Annotated in this window: 21 protein-coding genes; 11 read left to right on the top strand and 10 right to left on the bottom strand. The window is 39.9% G+C overall.

Features of this window, described 5'->3' with window-relative positions:
• Positions 1 to 268 precede the first annotated feature (268 nt).
• Both FTU16_RS15435 and rnhB read left to right on the top strand, forming a co-directional pair.
• Positions 269 to 658, top strand: a complete 390-nt coding sequence (locus FTU16_RS15435) for a hypothetical protein (protein ID WP_180163616.1) — start codon at positions 269 to 271, stop codon at positions 656 to 658.
• A gap of 94 nt (positions 659 to 752) precedes the next feature.
• Positions 753 to 1322 (top strand): ribonuclease HII, encoded by a 570-nt coding sequence (gene rnhB / locus FTU16_RS15430; RefSeq protein WP_168379347.1) that lies wholly within the window; start codon positions 753 to 755, stop codon positions 1320 to 1322.
• Positions 1323 to 1413: 91 nt separating this feature from the next.
• Here the strand turns inward: rnhB and csrA are convergent, their stop codons facing one another.
• The 4 genes from csrA to FTU16_RS15410 form a co-directional block, all read right to left on the bottom strand.
• Positions 1414 to 1668: a carbon storage regulator CsrA gene (csrA, locus tag FTU16_RS15425; RefSeq protein WP_078189080.1), complete on the bottom strand. Its 255-nt coding sequence runs from the start codon at positions 1666 to 1668 to the stop codon at positions 1414 to 1416.
• 249 nt (positions 1669 to 1917) lie between these two features.
• Positions 1918 to 3198 carry an aspartate kinase gene (locus tag FTU16_RS15420; RefSeq protein ID WP_078189079.1) on the bottom strand — a complete coding sequence of 427 codons (1281 nt, stop codon included), beginning with the start codon at positions 3196 to 3198 and terminating at the stop codon, positions 1918 to 1920.
• 346 nt (positions 3199 to 3544) lie between these two features.
• Positions 3545 to 6238: an alanine--tRNA ligase gene (gene alaS / locus FTU16_RS15415; RefSeq protein ID WP_180163615.1), complete on the bottom strand. Its 2694-nt coding sequence runs from the start codon at positions 6236 to 6238 to the stop codon at positions 3545 to 3547.
• Positions 6239 to 6552: 314 nt separating this feature from the next.
• A complete protein-coding gene (locus FTU16_RS15410) occupies positions 6553 to 7368 on the bottom strand; it encodes a hypothetical protein (protein ID WP_180163614.1) in 816 nt (271 codons plus the stop codon).
• A 175-nt stretch (positions 7369 to 7543) separates the two neighbouring features.
• Here FTU16_RS15410 and FTU16_RS15405 point away from each other — a divergent pair, with 175 nt between their 5' ends.
• Positions 7544 to 8572 (top strand): type I glyceraldehyde-3-phosphate dehydrogenase, encoded by a 1029-nt coding sequence (locus tag FTU16_RS15405; RefSeq protein WP_180042042.1) that lies wholly within the window; start codon positions 7544 to 7546, stop codon positions 8570 to 8572.
• Positions 8573 to 8771: 199 nt separating this feature from the next.
• Positions 8772 to 9074 (top strand): hypothetical protein, encoded by a 303-nt coding sequence (locus tag FTU16_RS15400; protein WP_168379360.1) that lies wholly within the window; start codon positions 8772 to 8774, stop codon positions 9072 to 9074.
• Positions 9075 to 9232: 158 nt separating this feature from the next.
• Here the strand turns inward: FTU16_RS15400 and FTU16_RS15395 are convergent, their stop codons facing one another.
• Both FTU16_RS15395 and FTU16_RS15390 read right to left on the bottom strand, forming a co-directional pair.
• Positions 9233 to 9532, bottom strand: a complete 300-nt coding sequence (locus FTU16_RS15395; protein WP_180003989.1) for an AzlD family protein — start codon at positions 9530 to 9532, stop codon at positions 9233 to 9235.
• Complete coding sequence (locus FTU16_RS15390; protein WP_180050088.1) at positions 9529 to 10275, bottom strand: AzlC family ABC transporter permease; 747 nt, start codon at positions 10273 to 10275, stop codon at positions 9529 to 9531. The genes FTU16_RS15395 and FTU16_RS15390 overlap by 4 nt, the downstream gene beginning before the upstream one ends.
• A gap of 142 nt (positions 10276 to 10417) precedes the next feature.
• On the opposite strand from FTU16_RS15390, the gene FTU16_RS15385 reads away from it, so the two are divergent.
• From FTU16_RS15385 to FTU16_RS15360, 6 genes are all read left to right on the top strand, one after another.
• The gene (locus FTU16_RS15385) at positions 10418 to 10873 is read left to right on the top strand and encodes an Lrp/AsnC family transcriptional regulator (protein ID WP_078189073.1); all 456 of its coding nucleotides are present in this window, start codon (positions 10418 to 10420) and stop codon (positions 10871 to 10873) included.
• Between the two features lie 321 nt (positions 10874 to 11194).
• Positions 11195 to 12361, top strand: a complete 1167-nt coding sequence (locus tag FTU16_RS15380; protein WP_180074063.1) for an ATP phosphoribosyltransferase regulatory subunit — start codon at positions 11195 to 11197, stop codon at positions 12359 to 12361.
• Positions 12362 to 12427: 66 nt separating this feature from the next.
• Positions 12428 to 13747 carry an adenylosuccinate synthase gene (locus tag FTU16_RS15375; protein ID WP_078189071.1) on the top strand — a complete coding sequence of 440 codons (1320 nt, stop codon included), beginning with the start codon at positions 12428 to 12430 and terminating at the stop codon, positions 13745 to 13747.
• A 562-nt stretch (positions 13748 to 14309) separates the two neighbouring features.
• Positions 14310 to 15074 carry a M48 family metallopeptidase gene (locus FTU16_RS15370; protein WP_180163613.1) on the top strand — a complete coding sequence of 255 codons (765 nt, stop codon included), beginning with the start codon at positions 14310 to 14312 and terminating at the stop codon, positions 15072 to 15074.
• Positions 15075 to 15210: 136 nt separating this feature from the next.
• Positions 15211 to 15519, top strand: a complete 309-nt coding sequence (locus FTU16_RS15365; protein ID WP_180059773.1) for a hypothetical protein — start codon at positions 15211 to 15213, stop codon at positions 15517 to 15519.
• Between the two features lie 112 nt (positions 15520 to 15631).
• A complete protein-coding gene (locus FTU16_RS15360) occupies positions 15632 to 16411 on the top strand; it encodes a M48 family metallopeptidase (protein ID WP_111885895.1) in 780 nt (259 codons plus the stop codon).
• A 56-nt stretch (positions 16412 to 16467) separates the two neighbouring features.
• Here the strand turns inward: FTU16_RS15360 and FTU16_RS15355 are convergent, their stop codons facing one another.
• The 4 genes from FTU16_RS15355 to FTU16_RS15340 form a co-directional block, all read right to left on the bottom strand.
• Entirely contained in the window at positions 16468 to 17451 is a 984-nt protein-coding gene (locus FTU16_RS15355; RefSeq protein WP_180088512.1) for a hypothetical protein, read from the bottom strand.
• 137 nt (positions 17452 to 17588) lie between these two features.
• Positions 17589 to 18071, bottom strand: a complete 483-nt coding sequence (locus tag FTU16_RS15350) for a peptidylprolyl isomerase (RefSeq protein ID WP_078189067.1) — start codon at positions 18069 to 18071, stop codon at positions 17589 to 17591.
• A gap of 136 nt (positions 18072 to 18207) precedes the next feature.
• Positions 18208 to 19509 carry an NAD(P)/FAD-dependent oxidoreductase gene (locus FTU16_RS15345; protein ID WP_180163612.1) on the bottom strand — a complete coding sequence of 434 codons (1302 nt, stop codon included), beginning with the start codon at positions 19507 to 19509 and terminating at the stop codon, positions 18208 to 18210.
• 103 nt (positions 19510 to 19612) lie between these two features.
• A complete protein-coding gene (locus FTU16_RS15340; protein ID WP_306669395.1) occupies positions 19613 to 20926 on the bottom strand; it encodes a D-alanyl-D-alanine carboxypeptidase PBP6B in 1314 nt (437 codons plus the stop codon).
• Between the two features lie 180 nt (positions 20927 to 21106).
• Between FTU16_RS15340 and FTU16_RS15335 the strand changes: the two genes are divergently transcribed.
• Positions 21107 to 22810 (top strand): M61 family metallopeptidase, encoded by a 1704-nt coding sequence (locus tag FTU16_RS15335; protein ID WP_180163611.1) that lies wholly within the window; start codon positions 21107 to 21109, stop codon positions 22808 to 22810.
• Positions 22811 to 23116: the final 306 nt, after the last annotated feature.

Here is a 23116-nt window from a genome sequence, read left to right as displayed (position 1 = left end):
TCAACCATCAAATAGAAAGTTGACCATGAGATGCCTGTGTATCGCTTGAACTGAGGATCAGAAAGCTTGTTTGAATCGATGTATTTCATCCGCAGATTATGCACGAATGCTAAGAAATCCGGAGTGCTAATATTAACCAAAAAGAAGATCGTTTTTTGATTTATGAAAGAGATCTACAGTTACCGAATTTATTTTAAATAGTCATATCAGATGGTGTGTGATTTGGGGCACAATATGCGCGTTAATTAACAGAACAAAGGAAATATTCGTGAAAAAATTAGTTGCTATTCTAGCACCATTAGCGCTTGTTCTTTCTGCATGTGCTGCGACTGGTACAACAGGTACAAGTACCTCTACAGGTACAACTTCAGCAAACAGCTTGGCAATGATGGCGGTTAAAGTGGGTGTTCAAGCGAAATGCGTGACTGAGCTAAATAACAACAGCTACTGGAAAACTGGTTCAAAACTATTAACAGAAACTCAAAAATCTGAACTACAAACTGAAGTGTGTTCATGTGTAGGCGAGAAAGCGACAACTAGCGTGACTGCAACGGATTTGGTTGTAGCAGCAATGGATAAAACTTCACAAGCAAATCTTGCGTCTAAAATCGTGACAAATACTTTAAATGCTTGCGTGATTGAAACATTTAAAAACTAAGATTTAGAACATTTTATACGACCCAGACATTGGTATAGCTGAGTATCAGCAAATCCAAATTAAGGGTCGTATTTTATTTTTGAGTGAGAGATATATGAAAATTGCTGGTGCAGATGAAGCGGGTCGCGGTCCATTGGTGGGTTCGGTTGTTGCGGCAGCTGTCATTTTAGATCCAAATAACCCGATTGAAGGTTTAAACGATTCTAAAAAACTCACTGAAAAAAAACGTGAAAAGTTATTTATTGAGATTCAAGAAAAAGCCTTGGCTTGGGCGATTGCTGAAAGTTCTGCACAAGAAATTGATGAGATCAATATTTTGCAAGCATCGTTACTTGCGATGCGTCGTGCAGTGGAAAAACTCAATGTACAGCCAGAACACGTGTTGGTCGATGGTAATAAAGTCCCAACCGGTTTAGCAATGAGCTGTGATGCAATCGTGGGCGGTGATGCGATTCATCCAGAGATTTCGGCTGCGAGTATTTTGGCAAAAGTGACTCGAGACCACGAAATGGTTGAACTGGATGCAAAATATCCACAGTATGGTTTTGCGAAACACAAGGGCTATCCAACCAAAGCGCACTTCGAAGCGATTGCACAGTATGGGGTGATTGATGAACATCGCCGCAGTTTTGGCCCCGTACGTAAAGTTCTAGAAGGGCAGTAATTAAGCTCAGTTGAACTTATATAGTAAACGCATGTTCTAGATAAATTTAAAGCGGCCTAATGAGCCGCTTTATCATTTAACAACTTAAATCTTAGCGATTATAGTTGTTTTGTGAATAATCAGTTTCTTCAAAAGATGGCTGATATTCTTGATCAATGTTTTGGAGATGTTCGTGCATTGCGCGTTCATGTTGAATTCGTTGGTAAATTTCTTCACGATGAACAGATACTTCTTTTGGAGCATTCACGCCAATACGAACCTGATTACCTTTAACACCAAGTACAGTCACGCTAACTTGGTCTCCAATCATTAATGTTTCTCCGACACGACGAGTCAGAATCAGCATGTTTCTCTCCTTGCAAAATGCAAAACCTGCAAATGATCTGTTATGTAAAATTCATAACTTGTAAAAGCAAAAAAATTTAGCAGTGCATCTGAAACAATCATTGTGACAGTCGCAAACTGAGTAAATTTTAAAATCCTCAGGTTTAATATAACAGAGCCACTATAAAAAAAACTATAGTGGCTCTGAATTTTTACGATGTTTTTCAAAATCTGTCTAACAATGACAAATTTTGACACACAGCAAGGTTAATTAAGCACGCGCGCTTGATTCACCTGTTTCACGGTCTAGACCGAATGCAGTGTGTAGAGCACGTACAGCAAGCTCTAAGTATTTCTCATCGATAATCACTGAAATTTTGATTTCAGAAGTCGAGATCATCAAAATGTTAATGCCTTCTTTTGCAAGAGCAGTAAACATTTTGCTTGCTACACCAGCGTGTGAACGCATACCAACACCAACAATCGATACTTTAACGATGTCTGCGCGAGTTGCAACTTCACGTGCACCAATTTCTTGTGCAGTCGCTTCAAGAATAGCTTTCGCTTTTGGTAATTCACCACGGTTAACTGTAAAAGTGAAATCAGTTGTACCGTCTTCTTCCACGTTTTGGATAATCATATCCACTTCAACATTGGCATCACCAATTGGTGAAAGGATGTTTGAAGCGATACCTGGTTTATCCGGTACACCAAGAATAGTTAATTTAGCTTCATCACGGTTGAACGCGATACCTGAGATGATTGGTTGTTCCATGTTGTCTTCCGCTTCAGTGGTGATTAGTGTCCCGACGTTTTGTTTAAAGTTTTCGTCGAATGCGCCATCATCGTCATTATCAAAACTTGATAATACGCGTAAAGGCACTTGGTATTTACCGGCAAATTCTACAGAGCGAATTTGAAGGACTTTAGAACCAAGTGATGCCATTTCAAGCATTTCTTCAAAAGAAATACGATCAACTTTTTTCGCTTTTGGAGCGACACGAGGGTCAGTGGTGTAAACACCATCAACGTCTGTGTAAATCTGACATTCATCAGCTTTAAGTGCAGCTGCCAATGCAACACCTGAAGTGTCAGAACCACCACGACCTAGAGTCGTAGTGTTACCTTCGGCATCAAAGCCTTGGAAACCTGCCACTACAATGACACGTCCAGCGTCAAGGTTTGAAGTCAATACATCCGTATCAATCGCTTCAATACGCGCCTTGGTAAATGCGCTGTCGGTTTTAATACCGACTTGACGACCTGTAAGTGATTTAGCTTCAACACCAATAGAGTTAAGTGCCATTGCTAACATAGAAATCGTTACCTGTTCACCCGTAGACACCATTTGGTCTAATTCGCGTGGATCAGGGGTTTCGGTAATGGCTTTCGCTAAAGCAAGTAGACGATTGGTTTCGCCACTCATTGCAGATACAACAACCACAACTTTGTGACCGTGATCATGCCAACGCTTTACACGACGAGCAACATTTAAAATGCGCTCTGGAGTACCCATTGAGGTACCGCCATATTTTTGAACGATTAATGCCATAACTATCCTTACCAAGTAAATAAGTCTAAAGACTTAAAGCACTTACACATATTTTAAGACCGCACTTCGGCGCGATTTTAATATACCACGTAGCTTATGAACTCCAAGGTAGGAGGAGTTCAAATAGATACTTTGTGTCTGCAGGGGATTCACATGAACCCAGCCTTTTAGACTCCATTTTCATCATTTAGCCAGAGGTTGAATATTGGTTTCAACATGATGATTGAGTTTGCGCTTTCACGCATCAACAGTGTTTAAGCAGGATCCAGCATTAAAAAACACACTGCTTAAACCTGTTGATTTGCTCAAAGGAGGTGAGTCACTTTGAGCTATAGGACTTTTGGTCTTATTTTGCAGCTAACCATGCAACGAGGTCAGTCATTACTGCTTCAAGTTTGTCGCTATAAGGCGCACCACCTTGAGCCATATCAGGTTTACCACCACCTTTACCGCCAAGTTCTTGACCAAGGTGTTTGATGATGTCACCTGCTTTTACAGCAGCAGTGTATTCTTTAGCAACCGAAGTAATGAGGCTCACTTTGTCGGCATCAACCGCTGCGATCACGATCACAGCATTGTCTAACTTAGATTTCACACCATCGTGCAAGTTGCGAAGTGATTTCGCATCTACACCTTGAACGGTAGTGATTAATGTTTTGCGGCCAGCAATCTCTTGAACTTGACTTAATAACTCAGCTGCTTGGAAGCTTGCTAATTTTTGGTTCAATTGTTCAATTTGTTTTTGCAGGCTAGACGCAGTGTGAGATAAAGCTTCAACTTTTTCTAAAGTTTGATCTTTTTGCGCTTTCAGCAAGTCATTAATTGCATGAATGTCACGATCAGCTTTTTGCGCAGCTTCAACAGCTTTAGTGCCTGTAACGGCTTCAATACGGCGTACGCCTGCAGCAACACCGCCTTCAGAAGTGATCTTAAATAGGCCGATGTCGCCTGTGCGTTTTACGTGAATACCGCCACAAAGTTCGATAGAGAAGTTTTTCTCATCTTTGGTTGTACCCATTGAAAGTACACGTACTTCGTCACCGTATTTCTCACCGAACAACATCATCGCGCCTTTTTCTTTAGCAGCATCGATGTCTAAAAGTTCAGTTGAAACAGCCGTATTGGCAATCACTTCGGCATTGACAATGCGTTCAATTTCTTGAAGCTGTTCAAATGAAACAGGCTGATCATTGGCAAAGTCAAAACGTAAAAGTTCGCTGGCAACCAATGAGCCTTTTTGCTGTACGTGCGTACCCAAAACTTGGCGCAGCGCTGCATGCAACAGGTGAGTCGCAGAGTGGTTGCGCGATGTTGCTGCACGGATATCTGCTTTAACAATCGCTTCAACCGCTTGAGCCGCTTTTAAGTTACCCATGGTCACGATGCCTTGGTGTACAAATGCGCCGCCTGATTTTTTGGTGTCTTGAACTTCAAAAATACCAGTTTCGTTTTTGAAGATACCTGTATCGCCAACTTGACCGCCACTTTCTGCATAGAACGGAGTTTGGTTTAGAACGATTAGTGCTTCGTCACCTTCAAAAACTTCATCAACTTGTTCGCCGTCTTTGTAGATTGCAACAATTTGACCTTGGCCTTGAGTTGCGTCATAGCCGTCAAATTGAGTCTCGCCTTCAACTTTCACAATTGAGTTGTAGTCGACAGCAAATTTACCAGCATCACGTGCACGTTGACGTTGAGCCGCCATTTCGACTTCGAAACCAGCTTCATCAATCGTTAAATCACGTTCACGTGCAATGTCTGCTGTTAAGTCAGTCGGGAAGCCGTAAGTATCGTAAAGTTTAAATACAGTTTCGCCTGGAATCACTGAACCTTTAAGTTGAGCCAATTCGCCTTCAAGCAATTTCAAACCTTGCTCTAAAGTTTTTGCGAATTGTTCTTCTTCTTTCAAAAGCTGTGCTTCGATACGTGCTTGCTGTGCAGCAAGCTCAGGATAAGCAGCGCCCATCACGTCGATCAGCGGCTGCAACATTTTATGGAAGAATGAACCTGTTGCACCCAATTTGTTACCATGACGTACTGCACGACGGATAATACGGCGAAGTACATAGCCACGGCCTTCGTTAGACGGGTTAACACCGTCTGCAATCAAGAAGCAGCAAGAACGTGCATGGTCAGCCACAACTTTAAGTGAAGCAGGGTATTCAACTGGTTTGTTTTCTGCTTGTGCTTTTGCTTCAAGTTCAGTGGTATCTAAACCAATGATTTCAGCAGCAGCTTTAAGTAGGTTTTGGAATAGGTCAATTTCGTAGTTTGAGTTTACATGCTGTAAAACAGCAGAAATACGCTCAAGGCCCATACCTGTATCTACAGACGGCGCTGGAAGTTCATGCAGTACGCCATCAGCAGTACGGTTGAACTGCATGAATACGTTGTTCCAAATTTCGATGAAACGGTCGCCATCTTCTTCAGGAGTGCCCGGTAAGCCGCCCCAAATGTGGTCGCCATGGTCAAAGAAGATTTCTGAACATGGACCGCAAGGACCTGTATCGCCCATTGCCCAGAAGTTATCTGAAGCGTATTTTTCGCCTTTATTGTCACCGATACGGATAATTCGTGAAGCGTCTAGACCAATTTCTTTGTTCCAGATATCAAATGCTTCGTCATCTGTATGGTAAACAGTGGCATATAGTTTATCTTTTGGCAGACCTAACCATTTTTCGTTGGTTAAGAAATCCCAAGCAAATGTGATGGCATCACGTTTGAAGTAGTCACCAAATGAGAAGTTACCCAACATTTCAAAGAACGTGTGGTGACGTGCTGTATAACCAACGTTGTCTAGGTCGTTGTGTTTACCGCCGGCACGGACACATTTTTGTGAAGATGTAGCACGAACGTAGTCACGTTTTTCAAGACCGAGGAAGCAGTCTTTAAACTGGTTCATACCAGCATTTGTGAACAATAGTGTTGGGTCGTTGGCAGGTACCAGAGAACTCGACGCGACACGTGTATGCCCTTGCGATTCAAAGTAGCTTAAAAAAGCTTCGCGAATTTCAGCTGATGTCATAAAACGAGTACTCACAACCAAGTCTCTCCTAATTTCGATTTGGTAATAGCCTATCAAGCAAGTCTTACAAAATTTTAAAGCTGGCTTGAGATGCTGACATAAAATTTAAAAACGCTAAATTATAACGGAAAAAGGTGTAGTGACCAATGATTTTCAATGAACTATATGACTTTTTATATAATTCATTTGAATTGATTCATTTTCATTATGGTTGTGAAAATTTTGGCAGTTTTTACTCAATGGTACTTTGGTTTATTTATAAATTTAAGATGAAATTTTACTTAAATCCTAAACGCATTTTCAAATTTTAAAGGCGTGAATTAATCAGCTTATAAGTCAGGATCTGTCTTTTTTATGTGTTGAATGGGGTATTCCTTGCCATTAAATTTGAGCTGATAACGACCTTGGTCAAGTTCAGCGGACGCTTTGCAGTTTTTGTGATTGTAATGGCTGCTAATGCTCGACTCTTTGATTAAGAAAATAGGGAAGCCCTTATGGGTTTGATTGCTGATGTGTAAGGTGCGCTTCAATTCTTCAGTATTCCAGTCATCACAAGCACTTTGTGTACTGCTGTTGTAGTTGGTCATTAGTCCATTTAAGACAGCTAAAATTTTTGAATCAGTTTGAATGGCATAAAGGTAAAGCAATCGTCTTGATGAATGAATACCGCCTATGTGCGATTGTTTTAAAGCAATACCCACCAAGTCCTGATCTTTTGCATAGGGAGTGAGATCAAATTGAACATTATCTAAACGTGTCGTAGGCACAATGCCTTTAGGTGACTTAAATACTTTTAGTACTTGAAATGTGCCTTTATCTATAAGATAAAGCTTTAGATCATAATTGCCCGCATTGTCCTGAATCACGTCAGTCGCATTACTAGAAAGGGCTAATAATCGACGACTATGCTGAAGTTGAATGCAGTCCTGAAATACAGGTTCATTGGCATTGGAGGAATTATCGTCTGAGAATAGGCGTTGTAATTTTTGTATCTCCGCTGATGAACAGTGTTGATATATTTGCGCTGTAGTCTCGGTTGAACCTAATAAAAATATCAAAAATATTGAGATGGAAGCGTAAAAGAGCTTTGTAGGTTTAAGCTTTTGCCAGAACAAATAAAATGGTTGTAGTGTTTGCTTCATCATTGTGATTTATAGTCTATAGAATATTTTTCTTCATTATAAAGTCGAAAAGCTATTTTGAATATTTTCACTCAACACCCATTTTAATAAGTATTAAGAGAATTAATGATTACGAATTATTGTTGAAATCCTTTAATATATAAGCGCTTTATAACTGTTTTAAAATGAAGGGTAAGTCATGCAGCGAGTGGCAATTAATGGATTTGGTCGAATCGGACGCAATGTATTACGCGCTTGGTTTGAAAATCCAAAAGAATTTCATTATGAAATTGTTGCCATAAATGATGTCGCTGATGTGGAAACCATGGTGCATTTGTTTAAATATGACACCACGCATGGTCGTTTTGCAGGCCAAGTCGAAATTCTTGAACAAGATGGCGCTATTTTTCTAGATATCTCTTGTGCTCAAGCGCATCTCAAAGTGCAAGTTTTAAATGAAGCACAGCCGAGTCTTTTGCCTTGGCAGCAACTGAATGTCGATGTGGTACTCGAATGCACAGGTTTATTTAGATCGCGAGAGGCAGCCACACAACATATTGGTGCAGGTGCCAAACGTGTGATTATTGGTGCGGCGCCGTTTGACAGTGTTGATGCTGCGATTGTGTATGGTGTTAATCATCATGAAGTCAAAGCGACGGATCAAATTATTTCGAGTGTGTCGTGTACCACGCAGGCTTTGGTGCCTTTAGTCAAAATTATTGATGATGCCTTTGGTATAGACACAGCACTCATGACAGAAATTCATGCTGTGACTGCGGATCAGTCTGTATTGGATCATGCACATCGTGACTTACGTCGTGCGCGAGCTTCAGGTCAAAATATTATTCCAACGACCTCTTCAGCTCTGGGTGCGTTGAAACGGGTCATGCCGAAAATGGAAGATCGAATCGATGGCTATTCGATTCGTGTGCCGACTATCAATGTTGCTGCAATCGATTTAAGTTTTGTGTCTCAATCAGTTATCACCAAGCATGAGTTAAATGCAGTGTTAAGCAAAGCTGCACGTTTTGATTATCATGAAATTATGTCAGTAACCGATGAGCCCTTGGTCTCAAGTGATTTTAATCATTCACCTTATTCATTGATTGTCGATTTGAATCAAACCATGGTGGTAGGAAAGCAAGCAAAAGTTTTCGCATGGTATGACAATGAATGGGGCTATGCGAACCGCTTGCTCGATTTATGTGAAAGTTTTCACTCTTTATAAAAATTCAAACTTATCCAATATAGAAAACATCTACTAGCTTGTAGGTGTTTTTTATTTTTTAAAATTAGATGAAAAATCATGCGTAATGACGTTGATGTATCTCGAAAATATTGAAAAACTTTAAAAAATATTCAAGCACAGCCGATTTATTGTTTAAGATGAAAGTCAAAGAAATATATAAAGAGTATTGAGCATGATGTTGATGTTACTTTGGGGATTTATTTTATTATTGGCGCTGGCGGTTATATTTTTAATTTGGCTACAGTTTAATCGTGACGTATCGCAATCTACCGCGCATGAAACCTTGCCACTCGAGGAAAAAGTGGTGCATCTAGAAGCCAACCTGAAAAAGACCTTGGAAATTATGCAAGACCTTGCAAAGAAAATGCATATCCAGCAAGAAGTATTAGATCAAACCACTCACAAATTACAGCAAGTTGAATTGCAAAATGCAGAATTGGTGAACATTTTGGCAAAAGTTGTCAAAACCGATCAAAGCTAATCGAAAGATAAAGAAGACTGCCCATAGCTCGATATCTGCATGAAGCATGTAATCTCAAGGTATGGGTATTTTTTTATCCAATAAGATGATTCTCAATATTTATTGTCATTGGGTTCAAATCGTAGTTCACGCGTTTTTCAACATATGATCGTATGGGACTAAATCAAAATTTGTCTTAACACGGCTGCTGAAAGCATGCTAATCACAACGGTAGGCAATAATGAAAAACGTGATGCTGCAAATAGGGTAATGGCCATCACGATCAAATCAGCAGGATTATCTTTAACAAAATAAGGCGCGATCACTGAGATCAACACACAGCCGGGAACAACTTCCATAATTTGACGTTGTTTGTTGGTGAGGCTACGGTTTTTCAGTAACACATAACCCAAGATACGGGTCAGGTAAGTGGTTAAGGCAATAAATAGAATCGCGATCAGGGTGCTAGAGTGGATCATACATCATCTCCAATTAGGAAAAATGCAGAAGCAATACCCGTAACTGCGCCAATCGGAACATACCAGCCCGCAGGGAGATACAAATAAGCCAGAGATGCGGCAATCAAACTGACCAGCCATGGACGTGCCGCTTTAAAGCCTTTCCACATGCCACGTAGTAAAACAAGAAATACAGCAGGGAAGGCCATATCAAAACCAAGTCGACTAATATCGCCAAGTATCGGTCCGATCATTGCTCCTAAAGTGGTAAAGCCGACCCACATCAAATATAGAGCACAGCATAAGCCTGCATAGAACATTAAACTAAAGGCGCGCTGAATTCCCAAAGCATTAGATTTTTTTTGCGCATCGGCCAAACCTACGGCCCAACTTTCATCGCACATAAAAAATAAAGCGGTATAAACCGTGCGATTCGGGAGATGTCGTAAATACGGGACAAGGCTCGCCCCCATTAATAGGTGCCGACTATTCACTAAAAACGTAATAAACATCAGCATGAGAATATTAGGGGGATTGGTCCAAACTTGCAAAATGGCAAATTCAGAACCACCTGCAAAGTTAAGACCAGTCAAAAGCGGAACTTCTAAACTAGAAAAGCCTTTATGTGTTGCCTGAGCACCCAGAACTAATGCAAAAGGAATAATGCCCAGCAGCATTGGAATAGATGTTTTTAGACCTCGTTTAAACTCAATAGAATGCTCTGAATGGGTATGATTGAGTGTACTTTGTCTAAACATCAACATGACGTTTTCCATGAAGCGAGATCGAAAGCAATATTTTATGGATATCTGAGCAGCATTTGGCAGCTGTTTTGTGAAAGATTGCTTTTATTGTGCAATGAAATTGCTAAAATAAAGATTATTGTGAAATTTAGTGCCTTTATTGATGGATCAGATAGATAAACGCATTTTGCAAGCATTACAGCAAAATGGAAAACTACAAAATAATGAATTGGCCCAACTTGTTGGTTTATCGCCTTCGCCATGTTTGAGACGGGTCAAGCAACTAGAAGATGAAGGCTATATTGAAAAATATGTCGCCTTACTGAACCAGTCAAAATTGAATTTAAGTTTAACGGTATTTGCTCGGATTTGGCTAAAAGGTCAAGATGCAAAAACCGTGAATGATTTTGTTGCAGCGATTCAAACGATGCCTGAAGTGGTTGAATGTCAACTCATGGCAGGGGATTGTGACTTTTTCTTACGTATCGTCGTGGCAGATTTAGAAGCCTATCGAAAGTTTCAGATTCATCATTTAACGCAGATCGCCAGTGTGCAAAATGTAAAAACAGAGATACCGTTACAGGCTGTTAAACAAACTACAGCACTTCCTTTGGATTGATGTTCGAGTCTTAAATTAAGTTATTGAGCCTGATCATATTTATAACTTTGTTTAAAACTTCATCTATAGAAAGTAGGACGCTTATTATTTTTTATCAAATGGTTAAAAAAATAACGTTCACAGGATTTTAAAATATAAGCATAAACATGGATTTAGTTGTAAAAGTTAAAGCTGTAGATGAAGTAATAAATGCTGAAGCATCTTTTATGAAAAAGTCGTGTGCAAGCGTAAAACTATCGTGCTAAACTAGGAGAAATCGGGTGTGCTCCCGATTTTTTTATGCGGATTTGTTCCGCGCTGACAAGAATTTAGGTTTACAACATGCCCATTTCAGAGACATGGTTATTACCTGATGGTGTAGCTGATGTACTGCCAGAACAGGCGCAAGTGATTGAATCTTTGCGTCGTGAAGCATTAGATTTCCTCGCATCTCGAGGTTATCAGTTGGTGTACACGCCATTCATTGAATACATCGAATCTCTATCTTCTCTTTCAGAATCGAATCAAGATTTAGACTTAGCCACTTTTAAAGTGATCGACCAACTTTCAGGTCGTTTGCTTGGTGTGCGTGCCGATATGACACCACAAGTGGCTCGTATTGATGCGCATGTACATCCTGTCGAAGGTGTAGCTCGTTATTGCTACGCTGGTACAGTACTACATACTAAGCCACAGGGTTTTAATACCACACGTGCACCTTTACAGTTAGGTGCTGAATTATTTGGTTCAGACAGCATTGATGCTGACGTTGAACTGATTGATGTCATGATCAACTTGCTTGCTAAAGCAGGTCATGCAGATGGTATCCATCTTGATTTAGGGCATGTCGGTTTATTCCGCAGCATGGTGAAACAAGCTGGCTTGAGCAAAGCAGTTGAACGTCAGTTATCTGACTTGTATCAACGTAAAGCTCTACCTGAACTTGCTGAATTCACACAAAGCATTCCAAATGGTGCTGACTTTTATACTTTAGGTCGTTTTGCAAGTGATTTAGATGCGTTACAAGCAAATTTAAGTGCTGAAGTTTTAAATAACGAAGCATTTAAACTGGCTTTTGATGCAGTGAAATCGACTCAAGCGGCAATCCAAGCCCGTTGGCCAGACTTACACATTGGTATTGATGTGGTTGAACTTCGTTCATATCACTATCACACTGGTTTAATGTATGCCGTATATGCGCCAAACCGTGCTGCGCCATTGGCTCAAGGCGGTCGCTATGACGGTATTGGTGAACACTTCGGTCGTGCGCGTCCAGCTACAGGTTTTTCTTGTGACCTATATGCATTAACTGCAGGTCAAGTTCAGAAAAGCCAAGTTTTGGTTGCACCAAAAGGCATCGAAGCAGATTTATTAAAGGCAATTGAGGCAGCACGTACCGAAGGATTCAGTGTTGTTCAATTGTTAGGTAATGATGATTTAAGCTCAGCACCGTATGCAACGCACCAGTTGGTGAATGCAAATGGCGAGTGGACAATCAAACAAATTTAATCGCGGATGTGCCTGCGGGCACACACGTTTTTTCCAATTTTAACAGCATGATGCAATGAGGCTATTATGGGCAAGAATGTTGTGGTACTTGGTACCCAATGGGGCGACGAAGGTAAAGGTAAGATCGTCGACCTGCTCACAGATCAAGCGGCTGCGGTAGTTCGCTATCAAGGTGGACACAACGCAGGTCATACACTTGTGGTTGGTGGTAAGAAAACTGTATTACACCTCATTCCATCTGGTATTTTACGTGACAACGTATTGTGCTTAATTGGTAATGGTGTTGTTTTATCACCTGAAGCTTTAATCCATGAAATGGAAGTTTTAGAAAAAGAAGGCGTGCCTGTACGTGAACGTCTACGTATTTCTCCAAACTGCCCATTGATCCTTCCACACCATATCGCCCTTGACCAAGCACGTGAGAAAAAACGTGGCAATGCGAAAATTGGTACAACAGGTCGTGGTATCGGTCCTGCATACGAAGACAAAGTGGCCCGTCGTGCAATCCGTGTTGCTGACTTGGTTCGTGGTGGTGCTCATCTTAAAGCTCAACTTGAAGAGCTTCTTGAATACCATAACTTCCAATTGACTCAATTCTTCGGTGTTGAAGCCGTTAAAGTTGAAGATGTAATCGCTCTATGTGACGAATGGCGTAAAGTCATCGAACCTATGGTGATGGACGTTACTGGCGAACTTCATGCTTACCGTAAAGCGGGTAAGAAAATCATGTTTGAAGGTGCGCAAGGTTCACTTCTTGACGTTGACCACGGTACATATCCGTATGTTACTTCTTCAAACACAACTGCTGGTGGCGTAAGCTCAGGTTCTGGTCTTGGTCCATTACACCTTGACTATGTATTGGGTATCACTAAAGCGTACACAACTCGTGTAGGTGCTGGTCCGTTCCCAACTGAACTTGTTTATGATGCTGCTAACGATGTTGGTGATGCAATCGGTAAACACTTGGGTACTGTAGGTTCTGAATTTGGTGCGTCTACTGGCCGTCAACGTCGTTGTGGTTGGTTCGATGCTGAAATTCTACGTCGTTCAGTAGAAGTAAACTCACTTTCTGGTATTTGCTTAACTAAACTAGACGTTCTAGATGGTTTAGAAGAAGTGAAAATCTGTGTAGGTTACGAAGCAGCTGATTCTGGTTGTGTAGGTTCTTCTGATGCGCTTGCATTTGAAACTTTAAAACCAATCTATGAAACTATGCCAGGTTGGTCTGAGTCTACTTTCGGTGCGAAATCACTAGATCAATTGCCACAAAATGCAATTAACTACGTGAAACGTTTAGAGCAATTGATTGAATGTCCAATCGACATCATTTCAACTGGTCCAGACCGTGATGAAACAATCGTATTACGTCATCCATTCGACGCATAATGTGCTGTTGAATTAAGATGTCAAAAGCCTCGCGAAAGCGGGGCTTTTTTTATAGAGCGAAGCATAAAAATTCAAAAAACGACAGGTATTATTAGCTAATAATACGCAGTAACATCCGAAGTGCTATTTGATTCAAAGAAAAGAACGATACGCGTAAGGTCATCCGCAAGTGTTTGAGACAGGACAACTTTTAATCAAAAAATGTTTTTGCAATACTGTGAATAATTTGACACTAGTGAACGAGTTTTGTCGGTGAGGTGCATTGCACCGCAAGATGGTTTCCTTGCGAAGCACGCTTCTCATTTTGCCTAATGAGAAACATTGTTTCATGTGTGTACCTCCAGCCGAAGGCTAATCCCTGTATTTAAACCCAAGATGTAAGACTCCGTTGAATATACTTAAAAGTATTTAAAAAATGTGAAATTATTTTTACGGGGTAACATCAGATATTAAATTTAAATAATGGAAAAATAAAGATTTTGAAAAAAATAAGCATAAAAATATTGAGTCAGTCAATTTTTTGTATATATTTGACACTCTTTATAAATAACTAGAGATCATGATGAATTATAAAAAATCTTTGGCATGCTTTGCCGTAGCAGCTTCTTTATCAGGTTGTACCACGATTGCTGATCTTGCAGGTGCTGATTCTGCATCTTTGAACTTACAAGCAACACAGTCTTATAACGCAATGCTGAAAGACGCTCAGACCAAACAAGTGCTCGATACCAAGTCTGCAACTTATCAAAAAGTAAACCGTGTTTTCTGGAAAATGAAACCATTTGCAGATCAGATGAATCAAACGGGTCAGGCTTTTGATTGGAAAGTTGCCGTGATCAAGTCTAAAGAAATCAATGCCTATGTTGCACCCGGCGGGAAAGTTGTTTTCTATACAGGAATCGTCGAAACCCTCAAACTGACGGATGATGAAGTCGCAGCAATCATGGGTCACGAAATGGTTCATGCCTTAGAGGAACATGCAAAAAATAAAATTGGCGCTTCAGCACTGACCAATCTTGCGGTGAGTATCGGTTCACAATATGTAGGCAATGCTGCAGGCGGCTATGGTGCAACCTTGCTTGATTTGGGTAGTCAATTTGGTGTGGGCTTGCCGTATTCACGTAATTTGGAAAGTCGCGCGGATAAAGGTGGCCTAGTGATGATGGCAAAGGCTGGATACAATCCAGAAGCGGCGATTTCATTGTGGAAAAAAATGAATGCGAATGACAACAGTGGCAATGATGCACTGAGCAAATTTATGTCTACACACCCAAGCAATAATGATCGTATTGCTGCCATGCAAAAAATGATGCCAGAAGCGCAGTAATTTTATAAAAATGCGACACCTTCGAGTGTACGTCGTTAATATCGGCTGTTTTCAAGACTAAAGTTGCATTTTAGTACGCTATACACTTTGTGGTGAGTTGCTAAAATGCAATTTGAATTAGGAAGAGAAGTGCAGGATGCAAAAGAATATTTCGACGACCATTTTTTATTCTTTATTATTTGCGATGGGGGGAGCACCCACTATTGCCATGATGATCATTCGTGCTCAAACTCAAGATCCACAATTGATTTATCAAGCCCTGATTGGATTGTCGGTGATTATTGCCTGTATTCTTGTACCTATAGTTTTGATACAAAATGCTGTCCTATTTTTTAAGCGAAAAAATGTGCAGTTAGAAGAAAAAATCAAGCCATTAATGCAAGTTTATTTAGGCTTGAATGTGGTTTGTTTAGTCTATTGGTTGGTTCTTCAATTTTCAGCTTAAAAAAATTACATAAATACTATTATAAGTCGCTATAACTTCGTTTTAAGCTCCAAACCATAAGAATATAATATCCATAAATTCACTTATATTTTAATGGTCTGGAGTATCCTTAATGAAAAAAATAATTCTAACGAGCCTGTGTATGGCCGGTGTAATGACGATTTCGGGCTGTGCGACAGTGGCAGATATGGCAGGAGCGGATACTGCTACATTGAACGCGCAAGCAACACAAAGTTATAACAAAATGGTGGCGGATGCGCGTTCTAAAAATCAGTTAGATACTTCATCAAGTACGTATAAACGAATTAATTCAGTATTCCTCAAACTTCGCCCATTTGCAGACCAAATGAACCAAACGGGTCAAGCGTTCCAATGGCAATTGGCAGTCATGAAATCAGACCAAGTCAATGCCTTTGTCGCTCCAGGCGGTAAAGTTGTATTTTATACAGGTATCGTCAATAAACTGAATTTAACCGATGCAGAAATTGCAGCAGTTATGGGACATGAAATGGTCCATGCTCTTGAAGAGCATGCAAAAAGTAAATTGGGAGCGCAAGCCTTAACTGATCTTGCATTGAATATTGGTTTAAGTGCGGCAGGTAATAATGTCGGTCAATTGGGTACTGCGGCCGCGCAGTTGGGTAGTCAAATTGGTATAGGTCTGCCTTATTCACGTTCTTTGGAAAGCCGTGCAGACCAAGGTGGCTTAATGTTAATGGCACGTGCAGGTTATAACCCACAAGCGGCGATTACGCTTTGGGAAAAAATGAATAAGCTTGAAGGTGCGGGAGGTTCATCATTCTTATCAACGCATCCATCAAACTCACAACGTATTGAAGCGATGCGTAAAAATCTACCTGCAGCGCAGCAGATTTATAACCAACGTCGTTAATAGTATGAATGAATTATCCATTTTAAAAAAGCAGGCCGTGGCCTGCTTTTTTTCTATCACGAACAAAAATCATTAATAGATTTTGATGATATTTCATTTAGAGATTTAATTTCATTATCTTTTTTATCAAATTCTTTAAGGTTGTTTTGATAAGTTTTAAAGATTGTACAATTCCATTGCTTTAGCTTTTGATCCGATTCTTTCCATTGATAAGGGTTCCATTTTTTTTCGTTACTTATTTTAATGGATGAATTTTCTAGGTCGGTTAAAAAATGTTTTGCAAATTTAGTTCCATACCAAACATTATCTTTAAATACCAGTGAACCATCAATATAAGTTCTCTTTAGAAGCTCATCGGGGACTAAGAATGCATCTTTTTGTTGTTTGAAAAACAAACGCCGCCACATGTGATTATAGTTTTTATTAAAGAATTGCTCATTAACTTGTAATGCATTTTGGGGTAATGCACGTAATTGAGTTGTTTGCGGTGTAATATCACGTCTAAGTGCACGTTCAGCCCAATTAGCCATACTTTCCAAGTACCATGCGTTTTTAAATTGTGCATAGCTATATTGGTATAAATGAAATAATTCGTGAGTGATCGTAGTCCAATAATTTCCAGGAAAGTCTTTTAATTGATTTGAAATAGAAATGCTGATAAAGCAAAGATTATTTTTAAGATTCGTGGCACTTGGCGCTCGAGATGAGTTTTCATAGGCGAGCCCATTTCCTTTTAGTTCGTGTACATATATGGCAATAGCCTTTACATTCTTATATCTTGGGCTTTTTAGAGGATGTCTAAATCCTGCTAGTTTAAAGATATCTCTTGATGCGACTGCTTGGATGGCAATATCTTCGATATAGTCAGGAATTGCATTATTGTTTGTATCGTTCAGATTTTGGATGCGGTCTCTACTTTTCTGTTTATCCGAATAAAAAATATAGAATTCATCTTTTTGATAGACGCGATTGAGTTGCTTTGCGCTTTTTAATTCGAAACTGCGACAAGTATCGCTAGATCCGTATGCTGGAAAAGACATATTTATGAGACATAGACTTAATAGAAGGGTATGAGTTTTCATTCTTATTCAATAAATTATTTGCTTTACATGAAATATAGCAAATAAAAAAAGGCAAAGTAAAAACTTTGCCTTTTTGCACTTGAGATCAGAGGATCTTAGTGGTGGTGACCGCCTGCACCGTGTACGTGACCGTGTTCAAGTTCTTCAGCAGAAGCTTCACGGATTTCAACGATTTCAACTTCGAAAGTTAAATCTTGACCAGCAAGTGGGAAGTTTGCATCAACAAGAACGTTGTCGCCTTCAACCGCTTTAACTGTCACGATTTGAACGCCGTCATCAGTTTGAGCTTGGAATTGCATACCAGGTTGGATGTTGTCCACGCCTTGGAACATTTGAGCAGGAACTTCTTGAACTAGGTCAGGGTTGTATTCGCCATAACCTTCAGCAGCAGGAACAGTTACAGTGAATTTTTCACCAACAGTTTTGCCTAAAAGTGCTTTTTCAAGACCTGGAATGATGTTACCAGCGCCGTGCAAATATGCTAGTGGCTCACCTTGAGATTGGTCGAGAGTTTCACCCTCTGCATTAGTCAATGTGTAGTGGAAAGAAACCACAGAGTTATTTGCAATAGCAGTCATGTTATTGATCCATTCAATTTTTTAAGGGTTACATCATAAAGTGAAATTGCACTTTTGTAGACTAAATTTATCAAAAAAATGCAATTTTTAAATGCTTATGATGCTTTTTTCATTAATCGGGGCAAATCTGTAAATTTCAATGCAATTTAATTTTAGGCGCGATTTTTCGTGTAACAAAATCTTTAGCCGTTAATAGTCCTGCATGTGCATAGCCGTAAATTGTGGCTTGATGCATTCGATACAATGAAACATACATTGATTTGGCAACAAAGCCTTGAACATTGACCTGACCTAAAAGTTCACCAACCGCTTTATGCTTGCTTAATGAGACTAGGGAGCCTTTGTCTGAAAATACGAACATTGGGAGTTGCTGACCACGGATGCGTGCCTTTAAGCAATCCACGAGAAATGACGCTTGTTGGCTGGCCACTTGAGCGCGTGGGCCGAGGACAGGCTCATCTGCGCGCGGTTGACAATGAGCACAATCACCAAAAGCGAAAATGTCAGGGTAGGCTTTGGTTTGTAGTGTTGCATACACACTTAAACGCCCCATACGGTCTTTTTCAAAACCTTCAAGCTTCGAAATCACTTCTGGTGTTTTAATACCTGCCGCCCAAACTTTCAGTTCAGCTTTAATTTTACTGCCATCATTAAAATAAACATGTTCAGCATCGACTTTTTCCACACGTTTAGAGGTTAAGACCTCAATTTTCATGCGTTGTAATTGCTGCTGTGCATGCTCGGCCATTTTTTCAGGGAGTGCAGGTAGAATCCGATCAGCACCTTCAATTAAATTGATCTGTACGCTTTGAGGATGAATTTTATTTAAACCATATTTATAAAAATTATTTTTGGCTTCAACCAATTCTGCTGAAAGTTCAACCCCCGTTGCACCTGCGCCAATAATGGCAATTTTCAACTCACGTGCTGTATTGCTATTTTGCGCATCCAAATACAACTGTAAGAGATCTTGTTGGAAGATTTCAGCTTGTTGCAGACTGTCTAAATAGTGGCAATGTTCATACACGCCCGGTGTATTGAAATCGTTGGAAACTGAGCCTAAAGCAAGAACAAGGGTGTCATAACTCAGTTGCAGTTGTTCTTGAATGGATTCATATTTACCTTGTTGGACTTTGCTGAGCTGAATTGTTTTTTCAGCAGGCTGAACATTTTCAAACTTAGCCAAGACAAATTCATAATGATGCTTCGCAGCATGCGCATAGTAGTTGATTTCTTCTTCGCTGACTGACATCGTCCCTGCGGCAATTTCATGCAAGAGGGGCTTCCAAACATGCGTGAGTTTCATATCTACGAGGGTAATGCGCGCTTTCTTTTTTTTACCGAGTAAATCACCGAGTTGTGTGACCAGTTCTAAACCACCAGCACCACCACCGACAATGACAATATGGTGTAACTTGGAGTCATCAGCGTTATTCATTGAATTACCTATTTTATTATTGTTGAAAAAAAGAAGATGGCACGAGTATGTCATCTTCTTTATTGCACAAATAACGAATTGTCTTACAAGTTACATAATCACATCATTGACCTAAAGGGTAGGTTTTAACTTCTGCTGCATCCGTATTAAAGATGCTAAAAAGGCCTTTGATCCACATCATGAAACGCTCAAAAATATTGGCTTCTTCAATTTGCACGTCATCTTCGATATCAAAGGTATTGATCAGCTGATTATTTTGATAAACAGTAACGGTGGCTAATTTCATTACTTCAGCCAAAGGCGCAGTGAGTTCTTTTTCATTTACTTCAACACTCAGTTTAGTCTGTGTTTCATGAAGTGGTTCAATGGCTTGAATTTGGCCATTGCCAGTATTTAAAAGAATACGTTGCTGTGTAGGATCAAAAGCTTTTAAATCGATGGCATAAGCTTGATCATAAAGTGAAGTTGTAATCAGTTTAGGTTGTTGAGTTTCCACCTTAAACATTTTCAAGGTTGATTTAACCACAGGTAATTCTGCAATTAATTGCTTATCTTTGATTGCAACTTCATTACGGGTATAGGTATAAGCCAAGTTCATGAGGTTGTGTGCTACTTCTGCACGTTTTAATCCACTTTTTGCCCCTAATACTACAACAATCAAACGACGTTCTGGCGCGTCAGGATTCGCGATCAAACGGTTGGCTGTTAAAGCTAAGTTATAACCTGCAGCTTTAGTAAAACCTGTTTTTAAGCCATCAACGGTGGGATCTTGTTTTAATAAGATATTGGTTGCACGGTGGAAGCGTTGGTTATAACTAAAACTTTGTTGTTTTGAATAATACAAATAGTCAGGTGTGTCAGTCACCAGTGCTTGCCCTAAACGTGCAAGGTCAGCCGCCGATGAATAATGTTCTGGCATGGTAATACCGGCTGGATTTTGAAAATTGGTGTCATTCATGCCCAAAGCTTTAGCTTCTTTGTTCATGCGTTCAATAAATTTTGGAATATCACCAGAAATGCGTTCAGCTAAAGTCACTGCGGCATCATTGGCTGACATGACCACAAGACCTGCTAAAAGCTGATCAACTGAAATTTGTTCACCAGCTTTGAGATACATTTGTGATTCATCCCATTGAACCACTTGTACGACTGGGGTTGCGGTTAAGATTTCATTTTTCTTTAAATGACCTGCTTTAATTTCCTTTAAAGCAATATAAGCCACCATCATTTTGGTAAGTGAAGCAGGGGCACGCTGAACATGGCTATTATGTTCTGCAATCACCTGACCCGACTGAGGGTCTAAAATGGTCCAAGCTTCAGCTTCAACGGTTTCAGGGACAATATTTAAAAGGGCAGCATTTGCTATCGTGGAGCATAGAAAACTAAGCAGCGCGATGAGGTAAATCATGTGTTTCAATGAGGTTCCTTAACCAACCATTCCGTTGGTGGTAAAACGAAAAAATTTTTAGGCATGCTATGCCTTTTTTTTTCTGCTGACTAGTCATTATTGTAGACAATTGCGACAGTTCCGCATTCAGTTGTAAAAAATGTTAATCTAATTGATAAGTTATCTTTTATTTATTTTATATCGCCCATTATGTTGCATTATCAAATCGAATTTGACGATTATCGTCAGCATCTAGTCCATGTCACTGCACGTTTCTTGGCAAATCCTACACAGGTGCTTTCGTTGCCTACTTGGATTCCCGGAAGTTACTTAATCCGTGAATTTTCGAAGCATATCGAAGCCGTTCGAGCATATGATGAAGATGGGCGTTTGTTACAAATTGAGAAATTTGAAAAAAATAAATGGCGTTTATTCAATACAGATCATGAGTTGATCACGGTTGAATATGATGTATATGCCTTCGATTTATCGGTCCGTGGTGCTTATGTCGATCAAAGCCGTTTATATGTCAATCCAGCTTGCGCATGTTTAGGTTTAGTTGACCAAGAAGATACAGCCATTGAGGTTGAAGTTTTCTTGCCACCCGAGTTAAAGCATTTCCAACTTGCGACTGGATTAAAGTCAAAAAGTTTAGTGAAAGGTCGTTATACCTTATATGCAGATAACTATGCTCAGTTAATTGATGCACCGTTTGAACTGGCGGAACAAACCCGTTTTAGTTTTGAAGCCAACGGCATTCCGCATGAGTTTGTGGTGTCGGGCAAACATGCTATGAACGCGCAGCGTATGCAGCAAGACATCGAAAAAATTTGTTCGACTGAAATTTCAATGTTTGGTTCGGTGCCATTTAAAGACTATACCTTTATGACCATGGCAACGGCCAATAGCTATGGTGGTTTAGAGCATCCAAACAGTACGAGTTTAATTAGCCCACGTGATGATTTGCCAAAAGCCAATGAACCTGTAGAACCATCGGCAGATTATCAACGTTTCTTAGGGTTATGCAGCCATGAATATTTCCACTCATGGTTGGTAAAATTTATCCGTCCAGAAAACTTTGTGAATTATGACCTCAACAAAGAAGGCTATACCTCTTTGCTTTGGATTTTTGAAGGTTTTACATCGTATTATGATGATTTGATCTTGCTGCGTAGCGGTGTGATCAATCAGGATTCTTATATCAAGCTTTTAAAAGCACAAATAGATCGCTATTTGCAAAATCCGGGTCGTGAGATTCAAACTGTGGCTGAATCAAGCTTTGATGCATGGGTGAAATTCTACCGTCAGGATGAAAACTCAAATAACGCAGGTACAAGTTACTACAACAAAGGTTGCCTCGTTGCATTGTGTTTAGATCTAGGCTTACGCCTGCGCGGTTCTAGCCTTGATGCCTTAATGCGTAAGCTATATGAAAATGCGCAAAATGGCATTCAAGTCAATGAACGGACTATTTTCAATTTATGTAATGAATTAACAGGTGATGATTGGTTAGAACAAATCAATCACTTGATTAATACTACAGATGAATTGCCGTTAGATCAGTTGTTCCCTGAGTTTGGCTTAAGCTATACACTCAAAAATGACAAATCATTGCCATTTGGTTTAAAACTGGCTGATAAGCCTGAAGGTGTGTTGGTTCAGTCTGCTCGCCGTGACGGTGCGGCGGCAAAAACTGGCTTGTCTGCAAATGATGTGATTATTGCAATTGATGGTCTAAAAGCGACAGTTAAATTGGCAGAAAAATATGCCAAGCAAGATGGAACTTATACCGTACTGGCATTCCGCCGTGATGAGTTGATGAGCTTTGAAGTAGAAGCGGCAGGTTCAGAATTGACGGAAGTTGAACTTAAAGTTGAAGATCAGGCTAAAGCTGAGAAGTGGTTAAAAGCTTAATTTGATAAGTATTTAATTTTCATGTAAAACCCATACTTAGGTATGGGTTTTTTATTAGTAAAAGATGAATCAAAAAAGTTTAAATTGGGGTATTGCTATTACAGGCATTTGGTTGACTGTAATTATTATTGTTTGGTTTTTTGGAGGTTTAGAATCTCCATCATCTTTAAATGAATTAGGTGATGTGTGCTGAATTAGCAGGAGACTTTCACTTGGGAGATTCTAGGCAGCTAACCGATAAAAGTCTTCTGCCATTTGATTTGGTGTCTTAAAATCCAAGCCTTTTTGAATTCTTCGCTGATTATA

Origin of the sequence: Acinetobacter sp. YH12069 (assembly GCF_013419675.1) — a bacterium.
GTDB classification, from domain to species: domain Bacteria; phylum Pseudomonadota; class Gammaproteobacteria; order Pseudomonadales; family Moraxellaceae; genus Acinetobacter; species Acinetobacter amyesii.
Note: the sequence above shows the minus strand (reverse complement) of the source record. Positions and strands in the feature narration are given on the sequence as shown.